The 20999-nt window shown below is 69.7% G+C and carries 21 protein-coding genes; 8 read left to right on the forward strand and 13 right to left on the reverse strand.

What is annotated here, in order from left to right:
* Positions 1-106 precede the first annotated feature (106 nt).
* Entirely contained in the window at positions 107-805 is a 699-nt protein-coding gene (gene msrA, locus PQ455_RS14395) for a peptide-methionine (S)-S-oxide reductase MsrA (protein WP_273686788.1), read from the forward strand.
* 63 nt (positions 806-868) lie between these two features.
* On the opposite strand, the gene pdeM is transcribed toward msrA, so the two are convergent.
* Positions 869-1531, reverse strand: coding sequence for a ligase-associated DNA damage response endonuclease PdeM (pdeM, locus tag PQ455_RS14400; protein WP_273686789.1), 663 nt, complete (start codon positions 1529-1531; stop codon positions 869-871).
* A gap of 40 nt (positions 1532-1571) precedes the next feature.
* Complete coding sequence (locus PQ455_RS14405; RefSeq protein ID WP_273686791.1) at positions 1572-2864, reverse strand: homoserine dehydrogenase; 1293 nt, start codon at positions 2862-2864, stop codon at positions 1572-1574.
* Positions 2865-3079: 215 nt separating this feature from the next.
* Between PQ455_RS14405 and PQ455_RS14410 the strand changes: the two genes are divergently transcribed.
* Both PQ455_RS14410 and PQ455_RS14415 read left to right on the forward strand, forming a co-directional pair.
* Positions 3080-3289, forward strand: a complete 210-nt coding sequence (locus PQ455_RS14410) for a hypothetical protein (RefSeq protein WP_273686792.1) — start codon at positions 3080-3082, stop codon at positions 3287-3289.
* Between the two features lie 213 nt (positions 3290-3502).
* Positions 3503-3781, forward strand: a complete 279-nt coding sequence (locus tag PQ455_RS14415) for a hypothetical protein (protein ID WP_273686793.1) — start codon at positions 3503-3505, stop codon at positions 3779-3781.
* 92 nt (positions 3782-3873) lie between these two features.
* Here PQ455_RS14415 and PQ455_RS14420 read toward each other — a convergent pair whose 3' ends face one another.
* The 8 genes from PQ455_RS14420 to PQ455_RS14455 form a co-directional block, all read right to left on the reverse strand.
* A complete protein-coding gene (locus PQ455_RS14420) occupies positions 3874-5235 on the reverse strand; it encodes an FAD/NAD(P)-binding protein (protein WP_273686794.1) in 1362 nt (453 codons plus the stop codon).
* Positions 5236-5288: 53 nt separating this feature from the next.
* Entirely contained in the window at positions 5289-6743 is a 1455-nt protein-coding gene (locus PQ455_RS14425; protein WP_273686795.1) for an efflux transporter outer membrane subunit, read from the reverse strand.
* Positions 6740-9928 (reverse strand): efflux RND transporter permease subunit, encoded by a 3189-nt coding sequence (locus PQ455_RS14430; RefSeq protein ID WP_273686796.1) that lies wholly within the window; start codon positions 9926-9928, stop codon positions 6740-6742. The genes PQ455_RS14425 and PQ455_RS14430 overlap by 4 nt, the downstream gene beginning before the upstream one ends.
* Positions 9925-11187: an efflux RND transporter periplasmic adaptor subunit gene (locus PQ455_RS14435; protein WP_273686797.1), complete on the reverse strand. Its 1263-nt coding sequence runs from the start codon at positions 11185-11187 to the stop codon at positions 9925-9927. Before PQ455_RS14435 ends, PQ455_RS14430 begins: the two co-directional genes overlap by 4 nt.
* Before the next feature lie 66 nt (positions 11188-11253).
* On the reverse strand, positions 11254-12630 hold the full coding sequence (locus PQ455_RS14440) for an ATP-binding protein (RefSeq protein WP_273686798.1): 1377 nt from the start codon (positions 12628-12630) through the stop codon (positions 11254-11256).
* Entirely contained in the window at positions 12627-13292 is a 666-nt protein-coding gene (locus PQ455_RS14445) for a response regulator transcription factor (protein ID WP_273686799.1), read from the reverse strand. Before PQ455_RS14445 ends, PQ455_RS14440 begins: the two co-directional genes overlap by 4 nt.
* Positions 13293-13330: 38 nt before the next feature.
* Positions 13331-13477 (reverse strand): hypothetical protein, encoded by a 147-nt coding sequence (locus PQ455_RS14450; RefSeq protein ID WP_273686800.1) that lies wholly within the window; start codon positions 13475-13477, stop codon positions 13331-13333.
* Between the two features lie 381 nt (positions 13478-13858).
* On the reverse strand, positions 13859-15796 hold the full coding sequence (locus PQ455_RS14455) for an OPT family oligopeptide transporter (RefSeq protein ID WP_273686801.1): 1938 nt from the start codon (positions 15794-15796) through the stop codon (positions 13859-13861).
* Positions 15797-15903: 107 nt separating this feature from the next.
* On the opposite strand from PQ455_RS14455, the gene PQ455_RS14460 reads away from it, so the two are divergent.
* The 5 genes from PQ455_RS14460 (at position 15904) to PQ455_RS14480 (ending at position 19441) form a co-directional block, all read left to right on the forward strand.
* Positions 15904-16440: a hypothetical protein gene (locus PQ455_RS14460; RefSeq protein WP_273686802.1), complete on the forward strand. Its 537-nt coding sequence runs from the start codon at positions 15904-15906 to the stop codon at positions 16438-16440.
* A 226-nt stretch (positions 16441-16666) separates the two neighbouring features.
* On the forward strand, positions 16667-17404 hold the full coding sequence (locus tag PQ455_RS14465; protein ID WP_273686803.1) for a tetratricopeptide repeat protein: 738 nt from the start codon (positions 16667-16669) through the stop codon (positions 17402-17404).
* 14 nt (positions 17405-17418) lie between these two features.
* Positions 17419-18735 carry a PQQ-like beta-propeller repeat protein gene (locus tag PQ455_RS14470; protein ID WP_273686804.1) on the forward strand — a complete coding sequence of 439 codons (1317 nt, stop codon included), beginning with the start codon at positions 17419-17421 and terminating at the stop codon, positions 18733-18735.
* A gap of 152 nt (positions 18736-18887) precedes the next feature.
* Positions 18888-19148 carry a hypothetical protein gene (locus PQ455_RS14475; RefSeq protein WP_273686805.1) on the forward strand — a complete coding sequence of 87 codons (261 nt, stop codon included), beginning with the start codon at positions 18888-18890 and terminating at the stop codon, positions 19146-19148.
* A 5-nt stretch (positions 19149-19153) separates the two neighbouring features.
* Positions 19154-19441, forward strand: a complete 288-nt coding sequence (locus PQ455_RS14480; protein ID WP_273686806.1) for a hypothetical protein — start codon at positions 19154-19156, stop codon at positions 19439-19441.
* A 26-nt stretch (positions 19442-19467) separates the two neighbouring features.
* On the opposite strand, the gene PQ455_RS14485 is transcribed toward PQ455_RS14480, so the two are convergent.
* From PQ455_RS14485 to PQ455_RS14495, 3 genes are read right to left on the reverse strand one after another with little or no spacing between them, the layout of a single operon-like run.
* Positions 19468-19935, reverse strand: a complete 468-nt coding sequence (locus PQ455_RS14485; protein WP_273686807.1) for a DUF2059 domain-containing protein — start codon at positions 19933-19935, stop codon at positions 19468-19470.
* Entirely contained in the window at positions 19932-20387 is a 456-nt protein-coding gene (locus tag PQ455_RS14490) for a cupin domain-containing protein (protein ID WP_273686808.1), read from the reverse strand. Before PQ455_RS14490 ends, PQ455_RS14485 begins: the two co-directional genes overlap by 4 nt.
* Entirely contained in the window at positions 20381-20977 is a 597-nt protein-coding gene (locus PQ455_RS14495; RefSeq protein WP_273686809.1) for a YdeI/OmpD-associated family protein, read from the reverse strand. The genes PQ455_RS14490 and PQ455_RS14495 overlap by 7 nt, the downstream gene beginning before the upstream one ends.
* Positions 20978-20999 lie beyond the last annotated feature (22 nt).

Genomic DNA, 20999 nt, shown 5'->3' on the forward strand with positions numbered 1-20999 from the left:
TCGTCATTGCGAGCGCAGCGAAGCAATGATGAGGAATTGGGCGTCCCCCCTCGAATTTTCGTTCTGGTCCCTTATCTTAGCATCACCCTCCCCGGAGTGACGGATCATGCCCTCGACCTTCCAGCGTTTCACGATCGGTGCCGCCGCCATCGCCCTCTCAGCGGCGACCCTGCACGGTTTCTCCGCGTCCGCCGCAGAGGGTGTCGTCCGCGCGCCCGCGCCGCTCGTCACCGCGCCCGCCACCGCCACCCGCGAGACGGCGGTGTTCGCGGGGGGCTGCTTCTGGGGCGTGCAGGGCGTGTTCCAGCACGTCAACGGCGTGGAGAGCGCGGTCTCGGGCTATACCGGCGGCAGTGCGGCCGACGCGCGGTACGAGCGGGTCGGCGAGGGCGATACCGGCCATGCCGAGGCGGTGCGGGTGGTGTTCGATCCGAGGGTCGTCAGCTACGCGCAGCTGCTCCAGATCTATTTCTCGGTCGTCGCCGATCCGACGATGCTGAACGCGCAAGGCCCCGATCGCGGCACCCAATATCGCACGGCCCTGTTCCCGACGAGCGACGCCCAGCGCAAGGTGGCCGCCGCCTATATCGACCAACTCGGCAAGGCGAAGCTGTGGCCCCGCCCGATCGTGACGAAACTGGAGCGCGCGCAGGGCTTCTACCCGGCCGAGGGCTATCACCAGAATTACCTGACCTTGCACCCGGAGCAGCCGTATATCCGCTACAACGATCTGCCCAAGGTGGCGGGGCTGAAGGCGATGTATCCGGCCCTGTATCGCGCGAAACCGGTGCTGGTGCGGGGGTAACCTGCCTCGTCATTGCGAGCCGCGGCAGCTGGATTGCTTCGCTTCGCTCGCAATGACGATCGTTTAAGCCGCCAGCGGGAAGCGCAGCATCCGGTCCGCCACCGGCACCAGCGCGTGGGCGCGCGCGCCGACCAGTTTCACGATCGCCGGGTCGCCCGCGTCCATGCCGCCGGTGAGCGCGCCGAAGGCGGGCAGGATCAGCTTGGTGCCGCTCATCACGAAACAGCGCCGCGCGACGTGGCGGCCGCGCTGGGTCAGGCGCAGCTTGGGGTGGAAATGGCCCGAGAGTTCGGGGCGGGTCTCGGCACGCTCGGCCTCGTGGCGCAGCACCAGCCCGTCCACCTCCGCCTCGATCGCGAGCGTGCCGCCGCAATGGTCGGCCATGCCCGCGTCGTGATTGCCGGTGATCCACGTCCAGCGAGTGCGGCCGGTCAGGTCACGCAGCAGCGCCTGCGCGCGCTCGGGCAACCGCTCGCAACCACGCCGGTCGTGAAAGCTGTCGCCAAGGCACCAGACCTCGCCCGCGCCGGTGCGCTCGACCAGTGCCGCCACGTCGCTCAGCGTCGCGATCGAATCATAGGGCGGCAGCATCTGCCCGCGCTGGGCGAACCAGCTGGCCTTTTCGAGATGCAGGTCGGCCAGCAGCAGGGCGTTGCGCGCCGGCCACCAGAGCGCCGCCTGATCGAGCGCGACCAGCTCCACCCCTGAGAACGAAAAGCGAACCATGCCCCGCCTATAAGCGGAAGCCGGCGCCCCGTGCAACGCTTCAGCTATCCAATATGTGCATCAGCATCGGCGCGCCGATCAGGCTCTGCGAGCCTTCCAGCCGCTCCAGCGCGTGCGCCACGCTTTCCTCCGGCCCCTCGTGCGTCACCATCACCAGCAGCACGCTGCCATCGGCGGCGGCGCCGCGCTGGATGAGGCTTTCGATCGAGACGCCCGCGTCGCGCATCGCCGCCGTCAACTCGGCCAGCACGCCCGGCCGGTCGCTGACGGTGAAGCGCAGATAGGCGCGGCCCCGGCGGCGGCCGGCGGGGGCACGCTCGAGCCGGGCGAGGCTGTCGACCGGCATGGCGAAGGCCGGGCCGGTGCCGCCGCGCGCGATATCGACGAGATCGGCGACCACCGCGCTCGCGGTCGGCCCCTCGCCCGCGCCGCGCCCCTGGAACAGCAGCCGGCCGACGAAATCGCCCTCCGCCACCACCGCGTTGAGCGAGCCCGTCACATGCGCCAGCGGATGATCCATCGGCACCAGACAGGGGTGGACGCGCTGGAACAGGCCGTGCGGCCCGGCCTCGCCGAAGCCGACCAGCCGGATGCGATAGCCGAGCGACGCCGCCTCGGCGATGTCGGCGGCGATGATGTGGCGGATGCCGGTGATGCCGACACCATCGAAATCGATCGCCGCGCCGAACGCGAGGCTGGCGAGAATCGAGAGCTTGTGCGCGGCATCGACGCCGTCGATGTCGAAGCTGGGATCGGCCTCGGCATAGCCCAGCGCCTGCGCCTCGGCGAGCACCTCGGAAAAGTCGCGACCCTGCTGCTCCATCGCGGTCAGGATGTAATTGCAGGTGCCGTTGAGCACGCCATAGACGTGCGCGATCACATTGGCGGCGGCGCCCTCGCTCAGCCCCTTGATGACCGGGATGCCTCCCGCGACCGCCGCCTCGTAACGCAGCGCCACGCCGGCCGCCTCGGCGGCTTTCGCCAGCTCCAGCCCATGGTGCGCCAGCATCGCCTTGTTGGCGGTGACGAAGGGTTTGCCGCCGGTGAGCGCGGCGCGCGCCAGGGTGAGCGCCGGCCCGTCCGATCCGCCGATCAGTTCGACCACGACATCCACGTCGTCGCGGTGGGCCAGCGCCACGGCATCGTCCTCCCACGCCAGCCCGGCAAGGTCGATGCCGCGATCGCGCGTCCGGTCGCGCGCGGCGACGGCGGTGACGGCGATCGGGCGGCCGGCGCGGCGCGCGACCAGCGCGCCATTCTTCGCCAGCAGCTTCACCACGCCGGCGCCGACATTGCCCAGCCCCGCGATCCCGACCTTCAGCGGCGTCGCCATCCCGCACTTACTCCCGAATTTCCCGTTTCCGGCCTTTAGCGGCCAAGGGCGGGGGCGCAACCGATGATCGGGCGACGGTCCGGGCGATCATGTCGGGCGCAGAACGTCGCATCGGGCATCGGCTGGCCGCATCGACCGGAACGAAGCGCGCGGCAGGGCGCTCTTCCTCCATGCGATCCCACCCGGATCCCATTGAGAGCGAAGGAGAAGTCTCCATGGCCGACAATAATATGCAGCCCGGCAACAATGCCGGCAACCAGCAGCAGGACCGCAACCAGCAGGCCGATCGCCAGCAGAACCAGCAGGGTTCCGAGCAGCGCGATCGCGACGCCGTCGATCCGAACCGCACGCACGATACGGATACCGGCATCGGCAAGGCCGGCGAGAATCGCGATCGCCAGGATCGGGATGCCGATCGCCGCTGACCGCGGAGACCGACAGGATCGCGGTAGTTAGCCGCGTCGCGAGGGCCGTCCCGATGGGGCGGCCCTTGTGTTGCGGGGACGATTGCGTAGCGCGCAATCATACTATTGTTCTTTGGAATTGTAGAGAATGCCGCAGTGCAGCATCAATGCGGCGACAAGAGAACATACGAGGGTGACTGTCCGGCGCTGACACAGCAGCCAAGGATAGATCCAATGACCAAGTTCAAGCTCCTTCTCGCCACCGTCGCCGTCGCTGTCGCCGCTCCGGCGCTGGCCGAGCCGTTCCAGTTCGAGCGTGATGGCCTGCATTTCGAAGGCGAGAAGATCGTCAAGGGCGACAGCTATGTGCTGACCGGCCGCAGCATCGAGGACAACAAGCCCTTCTACCTGCGCGTCGCCAACGGCCGCGTGCGCGGCACGATGGGCGCCAGCAGCGTCTCCTTCGCGCTGGAAGAAGCGCGCGGCGCGACGATGCTCGCCAGCGCCAACTGATCCCTCCGGGATAGCAAGAGATGGCCGTCGCGGGCGACCGCGGCGGCCTTTTTTGTGCGCGCCGATCGATCGGGGTAGTGGCCTGGTGCGATCTACAGGCCTTCGCCCCCCACCCAATGCGCGTTGGAGAGGCGGCGGGCCAGCGACCACGCCTGCTGGCGAATATCGGGCACGGCCACGACTTCCCACAGACCGCCGCGTGTCATCGGGCCGATGGCATAGAGGCGCTCGTTGCGGCCGCCATCGGCGCGCAAGGCATGGGACTGGGCATCGACGTCGAGCCCCAGCCGCAGCGGATCGGGGCGGATGGTGCCGGTTGCGACGAGGTGGCGGATCAGGGATTCGTCCGATCGGAGCAGATCGCCCTGCGGCCCGGTGCAATTGACGATGCGCGCGGTGCGGGTGACCATCGCCTGCGCCTCGCCCCGTGGGCGCCAGCGCAGATCGGCATGGCTGCCATCGCCCACCGCGTCGACAAGCCTGCCGCCCGTAAAGCGCAAGCGTCCCTCGGCCACCAGCGCATCGATCCGATCGGCCACGCGCGGCGCGAGGCGATGGCGATGCACGTCCCAATATGGCCGCAGGTGGCGGAGGAAGCGCGCGCGCAGATCTTCCGGCGCCGAGGCCCACAGCATCTGCGTCACCGGGCGCAGCTCATCGACCGCCGCGCGCCATCCGTGCTGCGCGGCGCGCCCGCGGACCTGGCGGATGATGTCGCCACTGCCGCCCTGCGGCTTGTCGAGCAGGCCGGGCAAGGCGATGCCGCCATCGACATGGCGACGGGGGGCAAGGCCGCGCCGCGAAACGGCGAGGATCATGCCCCCGAAACCACGCGCATCGAGCAGCAGCGCCGCATCCACCGCCGTAAGGCCGGTGTCGATCAGCACCACCACATCGTCGGCCCGCAACCCCTCGGCGATGTCCGACGCCCAGGGATCGGCGCGATAGACGCCCCCCGGCAAGGCGGCCGGATCGAGACCGGGCGGGGTATGCGGCGGCAGGTTGCCAAGCGCCAGCACCACCCGGTCGACGGCGATGACGCCATCGTCCGCCATGGTGAGGCGCTGGGTAGCGCCGGCCCCGTCAAGCGCGGTCACCTCGCCCTCGATCTGCACCAGTCGCCCGTTGGACCGGACGATCGCCTCGTCCAGCATCTCGCGCAGGTAGAGGCCGTAGGTGGTGCGCGGCACGAAGGTGGCACGATCACCCTCACCACGCGCGGCCAGCCAGCGCACGAAATGATCGGGATCGTCGGGCAGCGCGCTCATATTGCCGGCGCGGACATTCAGCAGGTGGCTGGGGTGCGCCGCGCTATAGGCGACACCCCGCCCCAATTGTCGCGAGCGGCGCTCGATCAGGGTTGCGCGTGGCCCGTCGTGACGCAGCAGGTTGATCGCCAGGAGGCTGCCGGAAAAGCCCCCGCCGACGATCGCGATATGATCGGAATTGGTCATGCGCCGGCCTTAACACGGACCGTCGAGCCCCTCACCGTGCCTTATTTTCGCAATTAGCGCGGCACCACCCCCGCCCCGGTCGCCTGGAAGAAGGCGACCGTGTCGCTCATCCGCGCCGCGCGGGTCTGGATGAGCTGGAGGGCGGCGTTGGCGCGGACACTGGTGGCGTTGAGGAGGGTCAGCGTGCCGACGTCGCCCAGCTGGAGCTGGCGGGTGACGTAGGCGAGGTTGCGGCCGGCCGCCGCGTCACCGAGGGTGGCGGCATCGAGCGCGGCGGCGTCGGCGTCGAGGCCGGACAGCGCGTCGCTCACGTCGGCGAAGGCCTGGAGCACCGCGCCGCGATATTGCGCCTCGGCGCCCTTCAGCGCGGCATCGGCGGCATGTTTCTGATGGAGCAAAGCCCCGCCGTGGAACAGCGGCTGGGTGAGCCCGCCGATCAAGCTCCAGAAGGGATTGCCGCCCACGAACATGTCGCCGAACTTCGTCGCGCTGCCACCCACCTGCGCGCTCAGCTGGATCGAGGGCAGGCGCGCGGCGATGGCGGTGCCGACGTCGGCCGCCGCGCCGCGCATCTGCGCCTCGGCCGCCGCCACGTCGGGCCGGCTTTGCACGATCTCGGCCGGCAAGGTCAGCGGCAGGTCCGCCGGCAGGGTCAGCGCGTCGAGCGCGGGCAGCGGCGGCAACGGGTTGCCGGGCGCCACGCCGAGCAGGGTCGCGATCAGCGCGGTCTGGTGATCGCGCGCATGTTGCAGCGTCGGCAGCGCCATCCGCGCCGCCGCGAGCGAGGCTTCCTGCGCGGCCACGTCGGTCGCGCCCACGTCGCCCAGCTGCTGGCGGCGGCGGAGCATGTCGAGCAGCCGCTGGTTGGCGTCGATACTGTCGCCGCTGGCGCGGATTTCGGCCGAAAGCATCCCGTGCTGGATCACCGCGAGGACGAGATTGGCGACTACCATCCGCCGCGCCGCATCGGTGCGATGGCCCTGCACGTCGGCGGCGGCGCGGGCCGAGGCGATGCGGCTGCGCGTGCCGCCGAAAAGATCGAGCGGATAGGTTACGCCCAGCTGCGCGGTGTGCAGCGTGTAGAGCATGTTCGCCGGATCGGCCAGGGGCGGGGCGATGGCGGCCGACGTGCGGGCGCGCTGCGCCTGATAGCCGGCGTCGATCTGCGGCAGCGCCTGACCCGAGGCCGCCCTGCCCTGCTCGCGCGCCTGCACGAGCGCGGCTTCGGCGACCTTGATATCCTCGTTGGCCGCCAGCGCGCGATCGACCAGCGCGTCGAGGTCGGCGTTGGCGAAGGCCGTCCACCACGCGCCGCCCGCCACCGGCGGCATCGCGGCGATCCGCTGCGCCGGCCCGGCATCGGGGGCGATGGTGCGGGCGACGAAGCCGGGCGATCCGGCCGGCGCCAGCGAGGCGTGTGTGTCGGGCTTGACCGGCCCGAGGGCCTGCGCCGCCCCGCTCAGGAGGAGCAGCGTGCAGGCGGCGATACGAACGGAGCGGCGGCTCATGCGGGCTCTCCGGCGAGCGTCGGGGTGTGGCCGATCTGGCTCATGTCCTGGCCATGGGCGCCGCGATCCTGCGGGCGGACATGGCGCGAGAAGCGGTCGATCAGCACGGGCAGGACGAGCAGGATCAGCACGGGCGCGAGCGTCATGCCGCCGACCACGACCAGCGCGAGCGGCTTCTGCACCTGACTGCCGATGCCGTTCGACAGGGCAGCGGGCAGCAGGCCGATCGCGGCGGCGAGGCAGGTCATCACCACCGGGCGCAGGCCATGTTCGATCATGGTGGCGATGGCGCCGACCCGGTCGAGCCCCTCGTCTATCGCCTGATTGAAGGTCGTCACCATCAGGATGCCGTCCATCACGGCGATGCCGAACAGGGCGACGAAGCCGATCGCGGCGGAGATGGAGAAGGCCGTGCCGGTCAGCGCCAACGCCAGCACCCCGCCGATCACCGCCATCGGGATCACCCCGAAGGCCAGCAGCGTATCGGTGAGCGAGCTGAAATTGGCGTAGAGCAGCACTAGGATGAGCGCGAGGCTGATCGGCACGACGATCTCCAGCCGGTGGGTCGCGCTGTCGAGATTGCCCAGCTCGCCCGCCCATTCGAGATGGTAGCCCGGCGGCAGCTTCACCTTTTCCATCACGCGCGCCTGCGCCTCGCCGACGGCACCGCCCAGATCGCGATCGCGCACGCTGAACTTGATCGGGATGTAGCGTTCCTGATGCTCGCGATAGATGAAGGACGCGCCCGAGGTCATGTGGACGTCGGCCACCTCGGACAGCGGCACCTGCACCAGACCCTGCCCCGTCGACGATGGCGCGCCGATGGTGATGCGCTTGAGCGCGTCGAGGCTCTCGCGTTCCTCCGGCCGCAGGCGGACGACGATCGGGAAGTGGCGATCGGTGCCCGTCTCGTACAGGTCGCCCGCCGCCTGCCCGCCGATCGCGGCCGAGACGGTCGCGTTGATGTCGTCGGGCGTCAGGCCGTAGCGCGAGGCGCGCTGGCGATCGATGTCGATGCGGACGGTCGGCTGGCCGAGCGCGCGGAACACGCCGAGATCGGTGATGCCGCGCACTTGGCCCATCTCGGTCTGGATGCGGCTGGCGATATCCTCCAGCGTCTTGAGATCGGGGCCGAACACCTTGACCGAATTGGCGCCCTTCACGCCCGACGACGCCTCTTCCACGCCATCCTCGATATATTGCGAGAAGGCGAAGTCGACGCCGGGATATTTAGCGCGCAGCCGGGCGCCCAGCTCGTCGGTCAATTTGTCCTTCGTCATGCCCGATGGCCATTGGTCGAACGGCTTGAGCGGCGTGAAGAATTCGGCGTTGAAGAAGCCGGTCGGGTCGGTGCCGTCATCGGGCCGCCCCTGCGTGGAGGCGGTGGCCGCCACTTCGGGATAGCTCGCGATGATCTTGCGGATGCCGTTCACGATCGGCTGCCCCTCCTCCAGCGAGATGGACGCGGGCAGGCTGGCGCGGATGTAGAGGTTGCCCTCCTCCAGATGCGGCAGGAATTCCACGCCGAGCGAGCGCACCCCGATCACGGCGGTGACGAGCAGCAGCGCCGTGCCGCCCAGCACCAGCGTCCGGTTGGCGAGCGCGAAGGCCGCCGCCGGGCGATAGAGGCCGCGCAGCCAGCGGACCACGCGCGTCTCCACCTCGTCCAGCTTGTCCGGCAGCAGCATCGCGGCCAGCACCGGCGAGACGGTGAAGGTGGCGAGCAGGCCGCCGCCGATGGCATAAGCGTAGGTCTTGGCCATCGGGCCGAAGATGTGGCCCTCCACCCCCGTCAGGGTGAACAGCGGGATGAAGCTGGCGATGATGATCGCGGCGGCGAAGAAGATGCCGCGGCTGACCTCCTGCGAGGCATGGAGGATCGCCGACATGCGCGACGCGGGCGTGAAATGGCCGACGCCCTGTTCCACATGCCTCGATCGCTCGACCATGTGGCGGAAGATATTCTCCACGATGATGACGCTGGCATCCACCACCAGACCGAAATCGAGCGCGCCGACCGACAGAAGATTGGCGGATTCGCCCTGTATGGTGAGGATCATCACCGCGAAGGCGAGCGCGAAGGGGATGGTGGTGGCGACAATGATGGCGCTGCGCAGATTGCCCAGGAACAGCCATTGCAGCAGAAAGATGAGGACGATGCCCTCGACCAGATTGTGCATGACGGTGTGGGTGGTCAGCTCGATCAGGTCGGAGCGGTCGTAGATCCGCTCCATGCTGACGCCCGGCGGCAGGATGCCGGACGAGTTGATGGTGGCGATCTCCTTTTTGACCGCCTCGATCGTGGGCATGGATTGCGCGCCGCGCTGCATCAGCACCACGCCCATCACCACGTCGTCGTCCTGGCCGGTGCCGGCGATACCGAGGCGCGGCTGGTTGCCGATGCGGATCGAGGCCACGTCGCCCAGCAGCACCGGATTGCCGGCATTGGTGGTGACGAGGATGTTGCGCACCTGATCGGCCGACTGGATCAGGCCGACGCCGCGCACGATGGCCGCCTGCGGGCCGAAGTTGATCGTCTGCGCGCCGACATTGCCGTCGCTCTTGCCGATCGCGGCGAGCAATTGCCCGATGGTGGCGTTGTGCGCGACGAGCCGGTCGTTATCGACCACCACTTCGTAATCGCGCAGCTTGCCGCCCCAGCCGGTCACGTCGATCACGCCGGGGATGCGCTTCAGGCGGCGTTGCAGCACCCAATCCTGAAGGGTCTTGAGGTCCATCACCGAATAGCCGGCGGGGGCCTTCAGCCGGTAGCGATAGATTTCGCCGATCGGGCTGGTGGGGGAAATCTGCGGCTGCGCGCCACCGACGAGCGGCCCCAGCTGCGACAGGCGGTTGATGACCTTCTGCTGCGCTTCCTCGAAGCTGACGTCGTAGCTGAACTGGATGCGGATGTCGGACAGGCCGAACAGCGAGATCGCCCGCACCGCGGTGAGATGCGGGATGCCCGCCATCTGCACCTCGATCGGGATGGTGACGTTGCGTTCCATCTCCTCGGCCGAAAGGCCGGGGCCCTGGGTGAGGATCTCGACCATCGGCGGGACCGGATCGGGATACGCCTCGATGTTGAGATTCTTGAAGGCGATGCCGCCCGCCAGCAGCATCGCCGCCAGCATGACGAGGATCAGGATTCGCTGGCGCAGCGCGAAGCGGACGAGACCATTCATCCGTCGATCCCCGCTTCGTTCACGAAGATCGCGCCCGAGGTGACGATCCGCTCGCCGACGTGCAGGCCGGAGAGGATGCGCACCTTGCCGTCGCCACCCTCGGCAACTGTGACCGGGCGGCCCGAGAGCGAACCGTCGCGGTTCATCACCCAGACGCGCGCGGCATCACCCTCGCGGATCACGGCCGAGCCGGGCACGAGCATCGCGCCCGCCTCGCTGCGGGTGTGGATCGAGAAGCTGGCGAACATCTGCGGCTTGAGCGCGCCATCGGCGTTGGCGACGGTCGCGCGGACCGGCAGGCGGTGGCTGACCGGATCGAGCTGCGCCGCGACATTGTCGATCGTGGCGTGAAACACGCGGCCGGGCAGCGCGGGCGTGGTCACGTCGACCATGTCGCCCAGCTTCACCGCCGACGCATCGCTCTCGGCGAGCTGCGCGACCAGCCACACGCGGCGCGGATCGGCGATTACCATCACCGGCTTGTCCCCGCCCGCCCCGACATATTGGCCGGGGGCGACGGCGCGCGCGGCGACGATGCCGCCGACGGGCGCGTGGAGCGTGGTCTCGGCGCGGATGCCCTCCACCTCGTTGGACCGCTCCAGCGCGGCGATCTCGCGCGGGCTCTTGCCGAGGATCGAGAGGCGATCGCGGGCGGCGCCCAGCCCGGCGTCGGCGCTGCGCGCGGCCGATTGCGCGGCGATCAGCTCGTTCTGCGCCTGGCGATAATCCTTCTCGGCGCCGCCCGCCGTGCGGAAGATGGCTTCCTGCCGACGCGCCGTTTCCTGCGCGATCGAGAGGGCGGAGACGGCGCTGGCGCGCTGCGCGGCGGCCGCGAACAGCCCGTTGCGGGCATCGACGAATTCGGAAGTGGCGACCTTCATCAGCGGCTGGCCGGCGCTGACGGTCTCGCCCGCCTCGACCAGCACCTGCGTCACCTGCCCCGAGAAGGGCAGCAGCACCGGCGTGCTGTGATCCTCGTCCACCGAGATCATGCCCGTCGCGGTCAGCGTGTCGATCGCATGGCCCGATCCGACCGCCAGCAGACCAAGCCCGGAAAGCTGATCCTTCGTGGGGTGGAAACGGCCATCGGTCGGCGCCTGTTCGGCCGCCGGCGCGGGCGCCGTGACATGGCTGATGCCGGCGGCGGCCAGCAGAACGGCGACCAGCCCCCCGCCCCCCATCATCAGATAGCGCCGCTGCCGATCGGGCGACAGCGCGGGGACGGACGGAAGAGGCGGTGCAATGTGGCTCTGTGACATCGGCTGACCTGGGTTAGCGGGCGTTCATGCCCCGGCTAGCCGGTCAATCTGATGCGAAGCTGAAGCTCAGCCGTGGCGCGGAAAAATGAGGATTGCCGCGAATCCGTCCTCGTCGATCGGGTCGGCGAACTCCAGCGTGCCGCCGATCACGGCGATGGCCGATCCGACGATCGCGAGGCCGAGGCCGGCCCCGTCCGACCCCGCCGCCGATCCGCGATGGAAGCGCGCGCGCACCGCGTCGCGCTCGCCGGGTGGTATGCCCGCGCCGCGATCGATCACGGCGATGCGCAGCGCATCGGCCGTGTCGGTAAGCCGCACCGTCACGATCGCGCCCTCCGGCCCATATTTGATGGCGTTTTCGAGGAGGTTGGCAAGCGCGAGGCGGAGAAGCAGCGCATCGCCCTCCAGCGTGGTTTCGCCCTCCGCGTCCAGATCGAGCTGGATCGAGCGCCGCGCCGCGACCAAAGCCTGATCGGCCATCACCTCGCCGACGACGGCGACGACATCGACCGGCTGCACCGTCAGCCGCGCCGCATCGAGCCGCGCCAGCAGCAGCATTTGCGACACCAGCGCCGCTGCCCGATCGATCGCGGCGATCACGTCGACGGTGAGTTCGGCGCGCTGCCCCGCATCCTCGATCCGCACGAGCGCCTGAAGCTGGAGCTTGAGGGCCGACAGCGGCGTGCGGAGCTGGTGCGCGGCATCGTCGGTGAACTGTCGCTCGCGCGCCAGCACCGCCTCGATCCGGCCGAACAGATCGTTGAGCGTCACCACCAGCGGCACCAGATCGCGCGGCCATTCCGCCAGATCGAAGCGATGCGTGTCCCCCGGCTGGCGCTCGCCGAGCGAGCTGCCGAGCCGGCGAAGCTGGAACAGCCCGCCCTGCAACGCCAGCCACAGCAGGATCGCGCTGCCGCCGACCAGCAGCAGCACCGGCCACACCAGATCGCGCGCCACGTTCCAGATCAGCGCGTTGCGGATCGCGCGCTGTTCGCCCACCTGGATCAGCAGATGATCGCGCGGCACGGCGAGGCTGTAGATGCGCCACGCCACCCCGCCGATCCGCACCGTCTTGAGGCCGGCTTTGGTGGGCAGCAGGTGGATCGGCGGCGCGCTGTCCGACCCGACCAGCTTGCGCCCGTCGCGCGAGATCATGAACATCCGCCAGTCGGCCGATCGCTCGAAGGCGTCGAGATCCTCGTCGCTCAGTACATCCTCGGCCAGCGAGATGGTGCGCCCTTCGGCGCGCACGTCGTCCAGCTCCTCGGCCATCAGCGCGTAGAGCGTGTCGGCGGCGGTGATGAGATCGACGTCGGCCTCATGCTTGATCTGGCGCCGGGCGACATGGAGCACGGTCAGCGCCATGGCGACGCTGATGAGGATCGTCAGCAGCAGCAGCCGGCCATAGAGGCGCGCGGCCAGGGATGACCGCGCCTTCCTCATTTGGGGATCATGTAGCCGAGGCCCCGCGCCGTCAGGATCGCATCCTTGCCGAACTTGCGGCGCAGCGCCGACACGGCGACCTCGATCGTGTTGCTCTCGATCTCGGTCTCGTCGTCGTAGAGGCCCGCTTCCAGATCGGCCTTCGACACGAAGCGGCCGGCGCGGCGCATCAGCATGGCGAGCAGGCGATATTCCTTGGCGGTGATCGCCACCCGCTCCTCGCCGCGCCACGCGACCCGGCCGGTCAGGTCTAGGCGGATGTCGCCCGTCACCACCATGTCGCTCGACCGGCGATCGGCGCGGCGGACCTGCGCGCGGATACGGGCCAGCACCTCGTCCAGATCGAGCGGCTTGACCAGATAATCGTCTGCCCCGGCATCGAGGCCGGCCACCTTCTGCGCCTGCCGGTCCTGCGCGGTGATGATGATGACGGGGGTGTCGTCGTGCCGGGCGCGCAGGATGCGCAGCGCCTCGATCCCCGGCATCCCCTCCAGCCCGAGATCGAGCAGGACGATATCGTACATTTCGGCCGGGCTCGCCGCGACGAGATCGTCGCCCGCCGTCACCCAGTCGACGCGATGCCCGGCCGTCTCCAGCCCGCGCTTGAGCGCGGAGCCGAGCAGCCGATCATCCTCCACCAGCAGGGTTCGCATGGGCGCCATTAGGACCGCCCCGCCACAAAAGCCAAGCGGGCCATGGATCAGCGGCCGAAGTGGCGGGTCACGCCGATCGTCACCTGATCCAGCCAGCGGGTCGCGATCAGCGGGCGGGTTTCCGTGCCGAGCAGACGATCCCGGTTGGCCTGCGCGACGACGCTCCAGCGGCCGCCGACATGCTGCATCCCCATCAAAGCGAGGCCGGCGGTGGCTTATTGCGGCGGGCGCTGGCGGGCGATCAGCGGCCGGCCGGCGGCGTCCATGCCGAAGCGGCTGCGCACGAAGCGGTTGTCGGCCCAGGCGGCGCGCGCCTCCACGCCGATCAATCGGCGAGCTGCGAGAGGATCAGGTCGGTCGTGTCACGAGTCGTGATCGTGCCGTCGAAATCGCAGAATATGTGCATCGCGCCTCACCTCCATCGCTTATGCAGACCTCTCTGGGCCCTGAAGCTGATGCGAAGCTGAAAGCCACGAGGGCTATACGTTCGAGAGTGACGGCGGCGTTCGGCTATGCTGATTGGTGGCCGCAGCTGCGGCGTGGAGCCATAGGGGCGGGGTCGCGGCCGTCCGCTGTCAGATCACCACCCGCTTGCCCGCCCGCGTGTAGGCGATCGCGATGAAGGCGGCGAACATCGCCATGCCGACCAGCACGGCCCAGCCCTCGAAGGCCTCGCCCACCACCGCCAGCGGGCTGCCGCTGCCGGTCGCCACGATCAGGCCCGCCAGCGCCACGCCGAACAGGCTTTCGCCCACGATCAGCCCCGATGCGAGCAGCACGCCGGTGCGGCGCGTGCCCTCGTCGCGGTGGCGCTTCTCGAACAGGTGGCCGACGACCGCGCCCAACGTCACCGCCAGCGTCGAACTGCCCGGCAGGTAGATGCCGAGCCCCACCGCCAGCGGCGGCAGGCGCATCAGCCCCGCCTTGCCCAGCGCGCCGTCGATCGCGATCAGCACGATCCCCAGCAATCCGCCCGCGCCGATCAGGCTCCAGTCGAGATCGCCCGCCAGCACGCCCTTGGCCAGCGCCGAGATCAGCTGCGCCTGTGGGGCGCCCAGCGCCGTTGCCGGATTGGCGCCGGGCACGCCCGCGAAGCCATAGGCCTTGTTGAGCAGTTCCAGGATCGGCGGGATCACCACCGCGCCCGCCAGCACGCCCAGCATCAGCGCCACCTGCTGCTTCCACGGCGTCGCGCCGACCAATTGCCCGGTCTTGAGATCCTGAAGATTGTCGTTGGCGATGGTCGCGCTGGCGAACACGATCGCCGTGACGAACAAGGCGAAGGCCACCAGCGGCGCCTGGGTCGCCTGCGTCGCGATCGGCACCAGCAGCAGGGTCGCGGCGATGATCGCGAGGATGCCGACACCCGACAGCGGGCTGTTCGACGCGCCGATCAGCCCCGCCATATAGCCGCACACCGCCGCCACGAACGCCGCGACGACAAGCACGAAGATCAGCGCGCCGCCGATCAGCAGCGGCGCATTGTCCGCCAGCGATGTCGTGCCCAGGAAATTCGCCAGCAGGAAACCGATCGGCAGCAGCAGCAGCAGCGCCCCGCCGCCGACGATGCCGACGGGCAGATCCTGCTCCTCCACCGGCAGGCCCCCGCCGCCCAGCTTGCGCGCCCTGGACGCGGCGGCGGCTTCGGCGAGGCCCCGGGCGATCGGCGCGACCAGCTTGGCCAGCGCGTAGAGCGCGGTGATGCCGATCACGCCGGCGCCGATGAAGCGCACCTGATGCGCCCACACGTCCAGCGCCGCCTCGGCCGCCGGGCCGACCGTGGCCTGCGCCCAGGTCAAATAGGGGGTGGCGGCGAAGAAGGCGATGACAAGCCCCGCGAACATCGCGAGGCCCACCGACAGCCCGACGAGATGCCCCGCGCCGACCAGCGCCATCGAAAAGCCGAAGCTCGTCCCCATCGCCGCGCCGCCGACCCGCCAGAAGGCCGCCGCCTCCAGCGCGACCAGCTTCATCCCGCCGAGGATGGCGTAGCCGCCCGACAGAAGCGTGCCGAGCCCGAGCATCTTCAGCCCCGCCTTGCTCTCGGCCGTGCCCTCGCGCGATTGCACGCCGACCTTCAGCACTTCGGCGGCGGCGACGCCCTCGGGGAAGGGCAGGTCCGTGCCCGTCACCAGCGCGCGGCGCAGCGGCACCGAGAAGAGGACGCCGAGCAGCCCGCCCGTCGCGCAGATCGCGAAGGTCTGCCAGAAGGGGATTTCCGCCCACCAGCCGACCATCACGAGGCCCGGCACGACGAAGATCACCGCCGACAGCGTGCCCGCCGCCGACGCGACCGTCTGGACGATATTGTTCTCGAGGATGCCCGCGCTCTTGGCCATCCGAAGCAGCGCCATCGAGATGACGGCCGCCGGGATCGAGGTGGCGAAGGTGAGGCCGACCCGGAGGCCGAGATAGACGTTGGCCGCCGTGAACAGCAGGGTAATCGCAGCACCCAGCACGAGGCCGCGCAGGGTGAGTTCGGGCTCTAGGCGCCGGGAAATCGAATCGCTCATGGGGCGACGATAGGCGCAAGCGGGGCCTGTAGGACAGGGGGCGTGCAACGCCTTGTCGAGGCACCCCGATCGGCGATAGGGAACAGGACGGGGCTGGGAGAATGCGCGTGCTTGGGCGGGTTTGCAGATGTGTCGGGCTGGGTGCCCTCGTCGCTCTCGCCGCCTGCGTCGAGCAGAAGACGCCGCAGGTGGCGCAGGCGCCCGTCGCCGCGACGGTGCCGGCGGCGCCGGTCGCTTTGTCGCAGGATTGGCGGGAGGCGGCGGTGACGGTGGGGCGGTGGAGCTTCGTCGCCGATCCGCGCGGGCCGCAGGCGGTGTTCGGGCGACCGGGGGTAGAGCCCGACGTGGTGCTGCGCTGCGATCTGGGGCGGCGGATGGTGGCGGTGACCCTGCCCGGCACCGGCGCGCAGACGCTGACGGTGCAGACGTCGAGCGGCAACGGGCAGGTACCGGCGGTGGCGATGCCCGGTTCGCTGCCGGGCGGCCCGCCCTACCAGGGCGCGTGGTTCGCGGCGCGCGATCCGTTCCTCGACCGCATCGCTTTCTCGCGGGGGCGGCTGGCGATCGGGGTTTCGGGGCGGCCCGCGTTGATCCTGCCGGCGTGGGCGGAGCCGACGCGGGTGGTGGAGGATTGCCGGCGGTAGAGGCCGGCCCTGTCTCAAACCCGTTCGTCCTGAGCGTAGTCGAAGGACGTGCGACTGGATGACACCGCTTGGGGCACGTCCTTCGACTTCGCTCAGGACGAACGGGGAATATGTGGCGCCGGGGCACACCGCCCCGCACACACCCCCCAACGCACAGCTTTCGTTAAGGTGACAGCATCGCTAGAAGGGCGCGCCCGCGTGTCTGTGCGGGGATGGAGATATTTGCTTGGCCCTGACGCCCCAAAGTTCCGAAGCCTTCGTCCGCGAGGTCGATGACGAGTTGCGCCGCGACCAGATGGCGAACCTGTGGCAGCGCCACGGCAGGACGCTGATCGCCGCCGTCGTGCTGTTCCTGGCCGTCGTCGCGGGCGCGATCTGGTGGAAGAGCCATCGCTCCGCCGAGGCCGGCGAATCCGCCGAGGCGCTGTCGGTGGCGTTGCAGGATCTTTCGACCCTGTCGGCCACGCCCGAGGCGCAGAAGGCCGCCAAGGAGGCCGAGGCGAAGAAGAAGTTCGCCGCGCTGGCCGATGCGAGCCCCGCCTATTCCGCCGCCGCCGCCGTCGCCCAGGCCGCGCTGCTGAGCCAGGAAGGCAAGGACAAGGAGGCCGCCATCGCCTTCCGCAAGGTCGCCGCCGACGGCAAGGCGCCCCAGCCCTACCGCGACATCGCCACGATCCGCGCCGCCGCGCTCGATTTCGATCGCACGCCGCCGGCCGACATCATCGCCCTGGTCAAGCCGCTCGCCGTGCCGGGCGGGGCGTGGTTCGGCAGCGCCGCCGAAATCACCGCGCTGGCGCAGATCAAGGCCAACCAGACCAAGCCCGCGATCGCCACGATTCGCGCGATCCAGAAGGACGCGACGGTGCCGCAGTCGATCCGCGACCGCACGGCACGCCTCGCCCAGTCGATCGACCCCGATTTCGTGGCCACCCCCGCCACCGTCACCCTTACGCCCAAGCCTTGAGGACGCCCCTTTCGATGAAGAAGATTTTGCTGCTGGCGAGCCTGTCCGCGCTCGCGATCGTGGCCGGGTGCGGCAAGGGGACGAACAAGCCCAAGACGGCGGTGATCGGCGAGCGCATCCCGGTGCTGAGCGCGCAGCAGGGGCTCGATGTCGATCCCGGCCTGATCGACGTGCCCGTCGCCGGGCCGGAAGCGATCGTCAACGACGCCTGGGCGCAGCCCGGCGGCAATGCGGAAAAGGCGCTCGGCCATGTCGCCCTGCCCGCCACGATCGCCCGCGCGTGGAGCGTGACGATCGACGGCGACGCCAAGGGCGCGCGCCTCGTCGCCAATCCGGTGATCGGCGAGGGCAAATTGTTCGTGGTCGACGCCACGGCCACCGTCCACGCTTATGATGCCGGCACGGGCTCGCGCCTGTGGGAGCATTCGCTGGCGACCGGCAAGGAGGATCGCAACGCGGCCTTCGGCGGCGGCGTGAGCTATGCCGACGGCAAGGTTTTCGCCACGTCGGGCCTCGGCAATGTCGTGGCGCTCGACGCCAAGACTGGCGCCGAGACGTGGAAGGTGAAGCCCGGCGGCCCGATGCGCGGCGCCCCCGCGATCGGCGCCGGCAACGTCTATGCGCTCAGCCAGGACGGCCAGCTCTTCGCGCTGAATCCCGCCAATGGCGAGCAGGTGTGGAGCGCCGCCGCGACGCTGACGCAGGCGCACGTCTTCGGCTCGGCCGCGCCCGCCATCGCGCAGGGCACCGTCGTCGCGGGCTTCGCCAGCGGCGAGCTTTCGGCCTATCGCTACGAAAATGGCCGCGCCGTGTGGCAGGATGCCCTGTCGCCGACCAGCATCTCCATCTCGGTTTCGACCCTGTCGGACATCACCGCGTCGCCGGTGATCGATCAGGGCCATGTCTATGCGATCGGCCAGGGCGGCCGCATGGTCGCGATGGACCTCGTCAGCGGCCAGCGCCTGTGGGAGCTGAACGTCGGCGGTGTCTCGACGCCGTGGGTCGCGGGCGAATGGGTGTTCGTGGTGACCGATCAGGCGCAGGTGCTGTGCATCGCCAAGGGCACCGGCAAGGTCCGCTGGATCGCGGACCTGCCGCACTACAAGAACGAGAGCAAGAAGACGAACCCGATCGGCTGGTACGGCCCGGTCCTCGCCGGCGGCCGGCTGCTGCTGACCAGCACGGACGGCAAGCTGGCCAGCGTCGGGCTCGACAAGGGCGATATCCTGTCCACCGTGAAGGCGGGCAAGTCGTTCAACCTTGGCCCGGTCGTCGCCAATAACACGCTGTATCTGCTGGATAATGACGGCAAGCTGAGCGCTTGGCGCTGAGCCCCTTCGTCATTGCGAGCATAGCGAAGCAATCCAGCGCCGACGCTGGTGTCCGGTCGAGAGGCTGGATTGCTTCGCTCCGCTCGCAATGACGGGGATCCCTCCTCCGGGATAAGGTTGCCGTCACGGGTTCGCGGCTTTAGGATTTCGCCATGGTGCATCCCGACGATCCCAAGACCGGCTCTTCCCTCGGCGCGCGCTGGCATCGCTTCATCAGCGAATCCTATAACCGGCGCAGCATCGCCGTCGTGGTGGTGCTGGCGGTGCTGGCGCTGCTGATCGGGCTGTTCGCGATCAATTCGGCCGAGAATGCCGACACGGGCATCCCCCCGGCGGTGCAGGCGGCGATCGACAAGCACAAGAACGATCCGCCCCCGCCCGGCTCGCCCCCGCGCGAAGCCCCCAAGGAATAACGGCCATGGCGGGCGATCCGCTGGCCGTCGGCACAGGCCGGACGGCGGCGATCGCGCGCCTGCGCCGGGTGCTGATCCGCATCGCGATCGGCGGCGTGCTGCTGGCGTTCGCGGTGCTGGCCTATCTCGGCTGGTCCGGGCCGATCCGGCTGCACATGGTGGTGGCCGTGCTGGGCGGGGTGTTCTTCTCAACGCTGATCGGCTGCGGCCTGTTCGCGCTGGCCTTCTTCAGCGACCAGAGCGGGCATGATGCGGAAGTGAGCGACGCGACGCGGCGGGGGCCAAGGGAGTAACCACCGGCGCGTTTAGAGCAGGCCGCCTACCGCCCGTTCGGATTCCCCTTGGGTGCCGCGCACAGCTTCCCCGTCTTCTTGCAGAAGGCCGCCGTCAGCTCGCCCTTGAAGTCCAGCCCGCCGAGCGATTTCATCGCGCTGGCCGTCGCGACCGGCTGGGCCTTGCGATAGGCGCTGGCCGCCGGGCTTTCGTTGAAGGCGGCGATCGCCTCCATGTCCTCAACCGACAGGATCTGCGCATAGGCCGTGCCGAGCGCCTTGGTCAGCCGGGCGAGCGCCGATTCCGTCACCTCCACGCCCGTCTCTCGCAATGTCGCGCGCTCGGCGTCGGTGAGTTCGGGGTGGGCGGCGATCATCTGCTGGGTTTCCGCCTCGGTCGCCTGCGGCAGCATCGCGCCCAGCGTGCCCGTCCTGGCGATCCGCTGGCCGAGCGCCTCCGCCTCGGCAGAGGGCGCCGCCGCCGCGAGCGCCATCACCATCGTCAGGATCATCATCTTTCCGTCATCTCCTCTCCACCGGGCGCCCAGCCCGGTGCCGCCAATGTGAAACCCGCGAAATCGAAACCGGGTGCCACGACGCAGCTCACCAGCCCCCAGCCCTCGTTCGCCTCGGTCGCCTGCCACGCGCCCGCCGGGATCACGCCCTGCGGCGTCTCCCCCGCCAGCACGTCCGGCCCGAGCCGGATGCGCTCGACCGGGCCGTCATCGTCGGCCGCGCGCAACAGGTCGAGCGGGGCGCCGCCGTGCCACAGCCAGATCTCGTCCGCGTCCACCCGGTGCCAATGCGATCGCTCGCCCTGATCCAGCATGAACAGGATCGCCGTCGCGGTCGGCCGGCTGCCCTCCCCCGTCGCCGGCCCGCGCCACGTCTCGCGGTAATGGCCGCCCTCGGGATGGGGGATCAGCCCCAGTTTCGCGACGATCGCCGCCCCGCCTTCGCTCAGCATTGCTCGTACTTCCAGTTGCGGCGCTTGCCCTCGGCCAACCATGTCGCGGCATCGGCCACCCGTCTGGCGCGGGTCTCGGAACGCTTGGCCTCGGCGATCCAGTCGAGATATTCGCGGCGCTGGCTGGGCGGGAAAGCATCGTAGGTCGCCTGAGCGGCCGGGGTGGCGGCGAACGCTTCGGCGAGGTCGGGCGGCACCTCCAGCGGCGGCTTGGCGTGCTTCAGCGGGCGGGCCACCTTCACCCCGCCGTCGATCAGCGCCATCGCCTTGTGGATGAGCGCGGTGAGCGTCGCGTCGTCGGGCAGGTCGGCCACCGTCTCCAGCCGGCCGAACTGGCCCATCGCGGTTGGCGCGGCATCGGTCTCGGCGACGAGCGAGCCCTGCCAGAAACCGAAGGCGGCGTGGCTCTTGAACGCCGACAACCCGGCCAGTTGCTTGCCGCGATAAAGGAAGTGCGGACGCGACCATTTGATCGTCTCCTCCACCGCCGGGCAGGCGGCGTGGATCAGCGCGCGGACATGGGCGAGGATCGGCCGGGCGAAGGGCTGGGCACCATCGATATAGGCGTCGATACGCGGGTCGCGGGTCATCGGGCGGGCTCCACTTGGTCGA

Source organism: Sphingomonas naphthae (assembly GCF_028607085.1).
In the GTDB taxonomy this organism is placed as follows: Bacteria; Pseudomonadota; Alphaproteobacteria; order Sphingomonadales; family Sphingomonadaceae; genus Sphingomonas_Q; species Sphingomonas_Q naphthae.

Excerpts from the sequence above, each read along its gene's own strand:
- PQ455_RS14415 (WP_273686793.1), top strand. The coding sequence starts at position 3,503 with ATGACCAAGTTCAAGCTCCTTCTCGCCACCGTCGCCGTCGCTGTCGCC.
- PQ455_RS14430 (WP_273686796.1), bottom strand. The coding sequence starts at position 9,928 with ATGAATGGTCTCGTCCGCTTCGCGCTGCGCCAGCGAATCCTGATCCTC.
- PQ455_RS14425 (WP_273686795.1), bottom strand. The coding sequence starts at position 6,743 with ATGAGCCGCCGCTCCGTTCGTATCGCCGCCTGCACGCTGCTCCTCCTG.
- pdeM (WP_273686789.1), bottom strand. The coding sequence starts at position 1,531 with ATGGTTCGCTTTTCGTTCTCAGGGGTGGAGCTGGTCGCGCTCGATCAG.
- PQ455_RS14480 (WP_273686806.1), top strand. The coding sequence starts at position 19,154 with ATGGCGGGCGATCCGCTGGCCGTCGGCACAGGCCGGACGGCGGCGATC.
- PQ455_RS14440 (WP_273686798.1), bottom strand. The coding sequence starts at position 12,630 with ATGAGGAAGGCGCGGTCATCCCTGGCCGCGCGCCTCTATGGCCGGCTG.
- PQ455_RS14455 (WP_273686801.1), bottom strand. The coding sequence starts at position 15,796 with ATGAGCGATTCGATTTCCCGGCGCCTAGAGCCCGAACTCACCCTGCGC.
- PQ455_RS14445 (WP_273686799.1), bottom strand. The coding sequence starts at position 13,292 with ATGGCGCCCATGCGAACCCTGCTGGTGGAGGATGATCGGCTGCTCGGC.
- PQ455_RS14405 (WP_273686791.1), bottom strand. The coding sequence starts at position 2,864 with ATGGCGACGCCGCTGAAGGTCGGGATCGCGGGGCTGGGCAATGTCGGC.
- PQ455_RS14450 (WP_273686800.1), bottom strand. The coding sequence starts at position 13,477 with ATGGGGATGCAGCATGTCGGCGGCCGCTGGAGCGTCGTCGCGCAGGCC.
- PQ455_RS14420 (WP_273686794.1), bottom strand. The coding sequence starts at position 5,235 with ATGACCAATTCCGATCATATCGCGATCGTCGGCGGGGGCTTTTCCGGC.
- PQ455_RS14495 (WP_273686809.1), bottom strand. The coding sequence starts at position 20,977 with ATGACCCGCGACCCGCGTATCGACGCCTATATCGATGGTGCCCAGCCC.
- PQ455_RS14485 (WP_273686807.1), bottom strand. The coding sequence starts at position 19,935 with ATGATGATCCTGACGATGGTGATGGCGCTCGCGGCGGCGGCGCCCTCT.
- PQ455_RS14410 (WP_273686792.1), top strand. The coding sequence starts at position 3,080 with ATGGCCGACAATAATATGCAGCCCGGCAACAATGCCGGCAACCAGCAG.
- PQ455_RS14490 (WP_273686808.1), bottom strand. The coding sequence starts at position 20,387 with ATGCTGAGCGAAGGCGGGGCGGCGATCGTCGCGAAACTGGGGCTGATC.
- PQ455_RS14475 (WP_273686805.1), top strand. The coding sequence starts at position 18,888 with ATGGTGCATCCCGACGATCCCAAGACCGGCTCTTCCCTCGGCGCGCGC.
- PQ455_RS14435 (WP_273686797.1), bottom strand. The coding sequence starts at position 11,187 with ATGTCACAGAGCCACATTGCACCGCCTCTTCCGTCCGTCCCCGCGCTG.
- msrA (WP_273686788.1), top strand. The coding sequence starts at position 107 with ATGCCCTCGACCTTCCAGCGTTTCACGATCGGTGCCGCCGCCATCGCC.
- PQ455_RS14470 (WP_273686804.1), top strand. The coding sequence starts at position 17,419 with ATGAAGAAGATTTTGCTGCTGGCGAGCCTGTCCGCGCTCGCGATCGTG.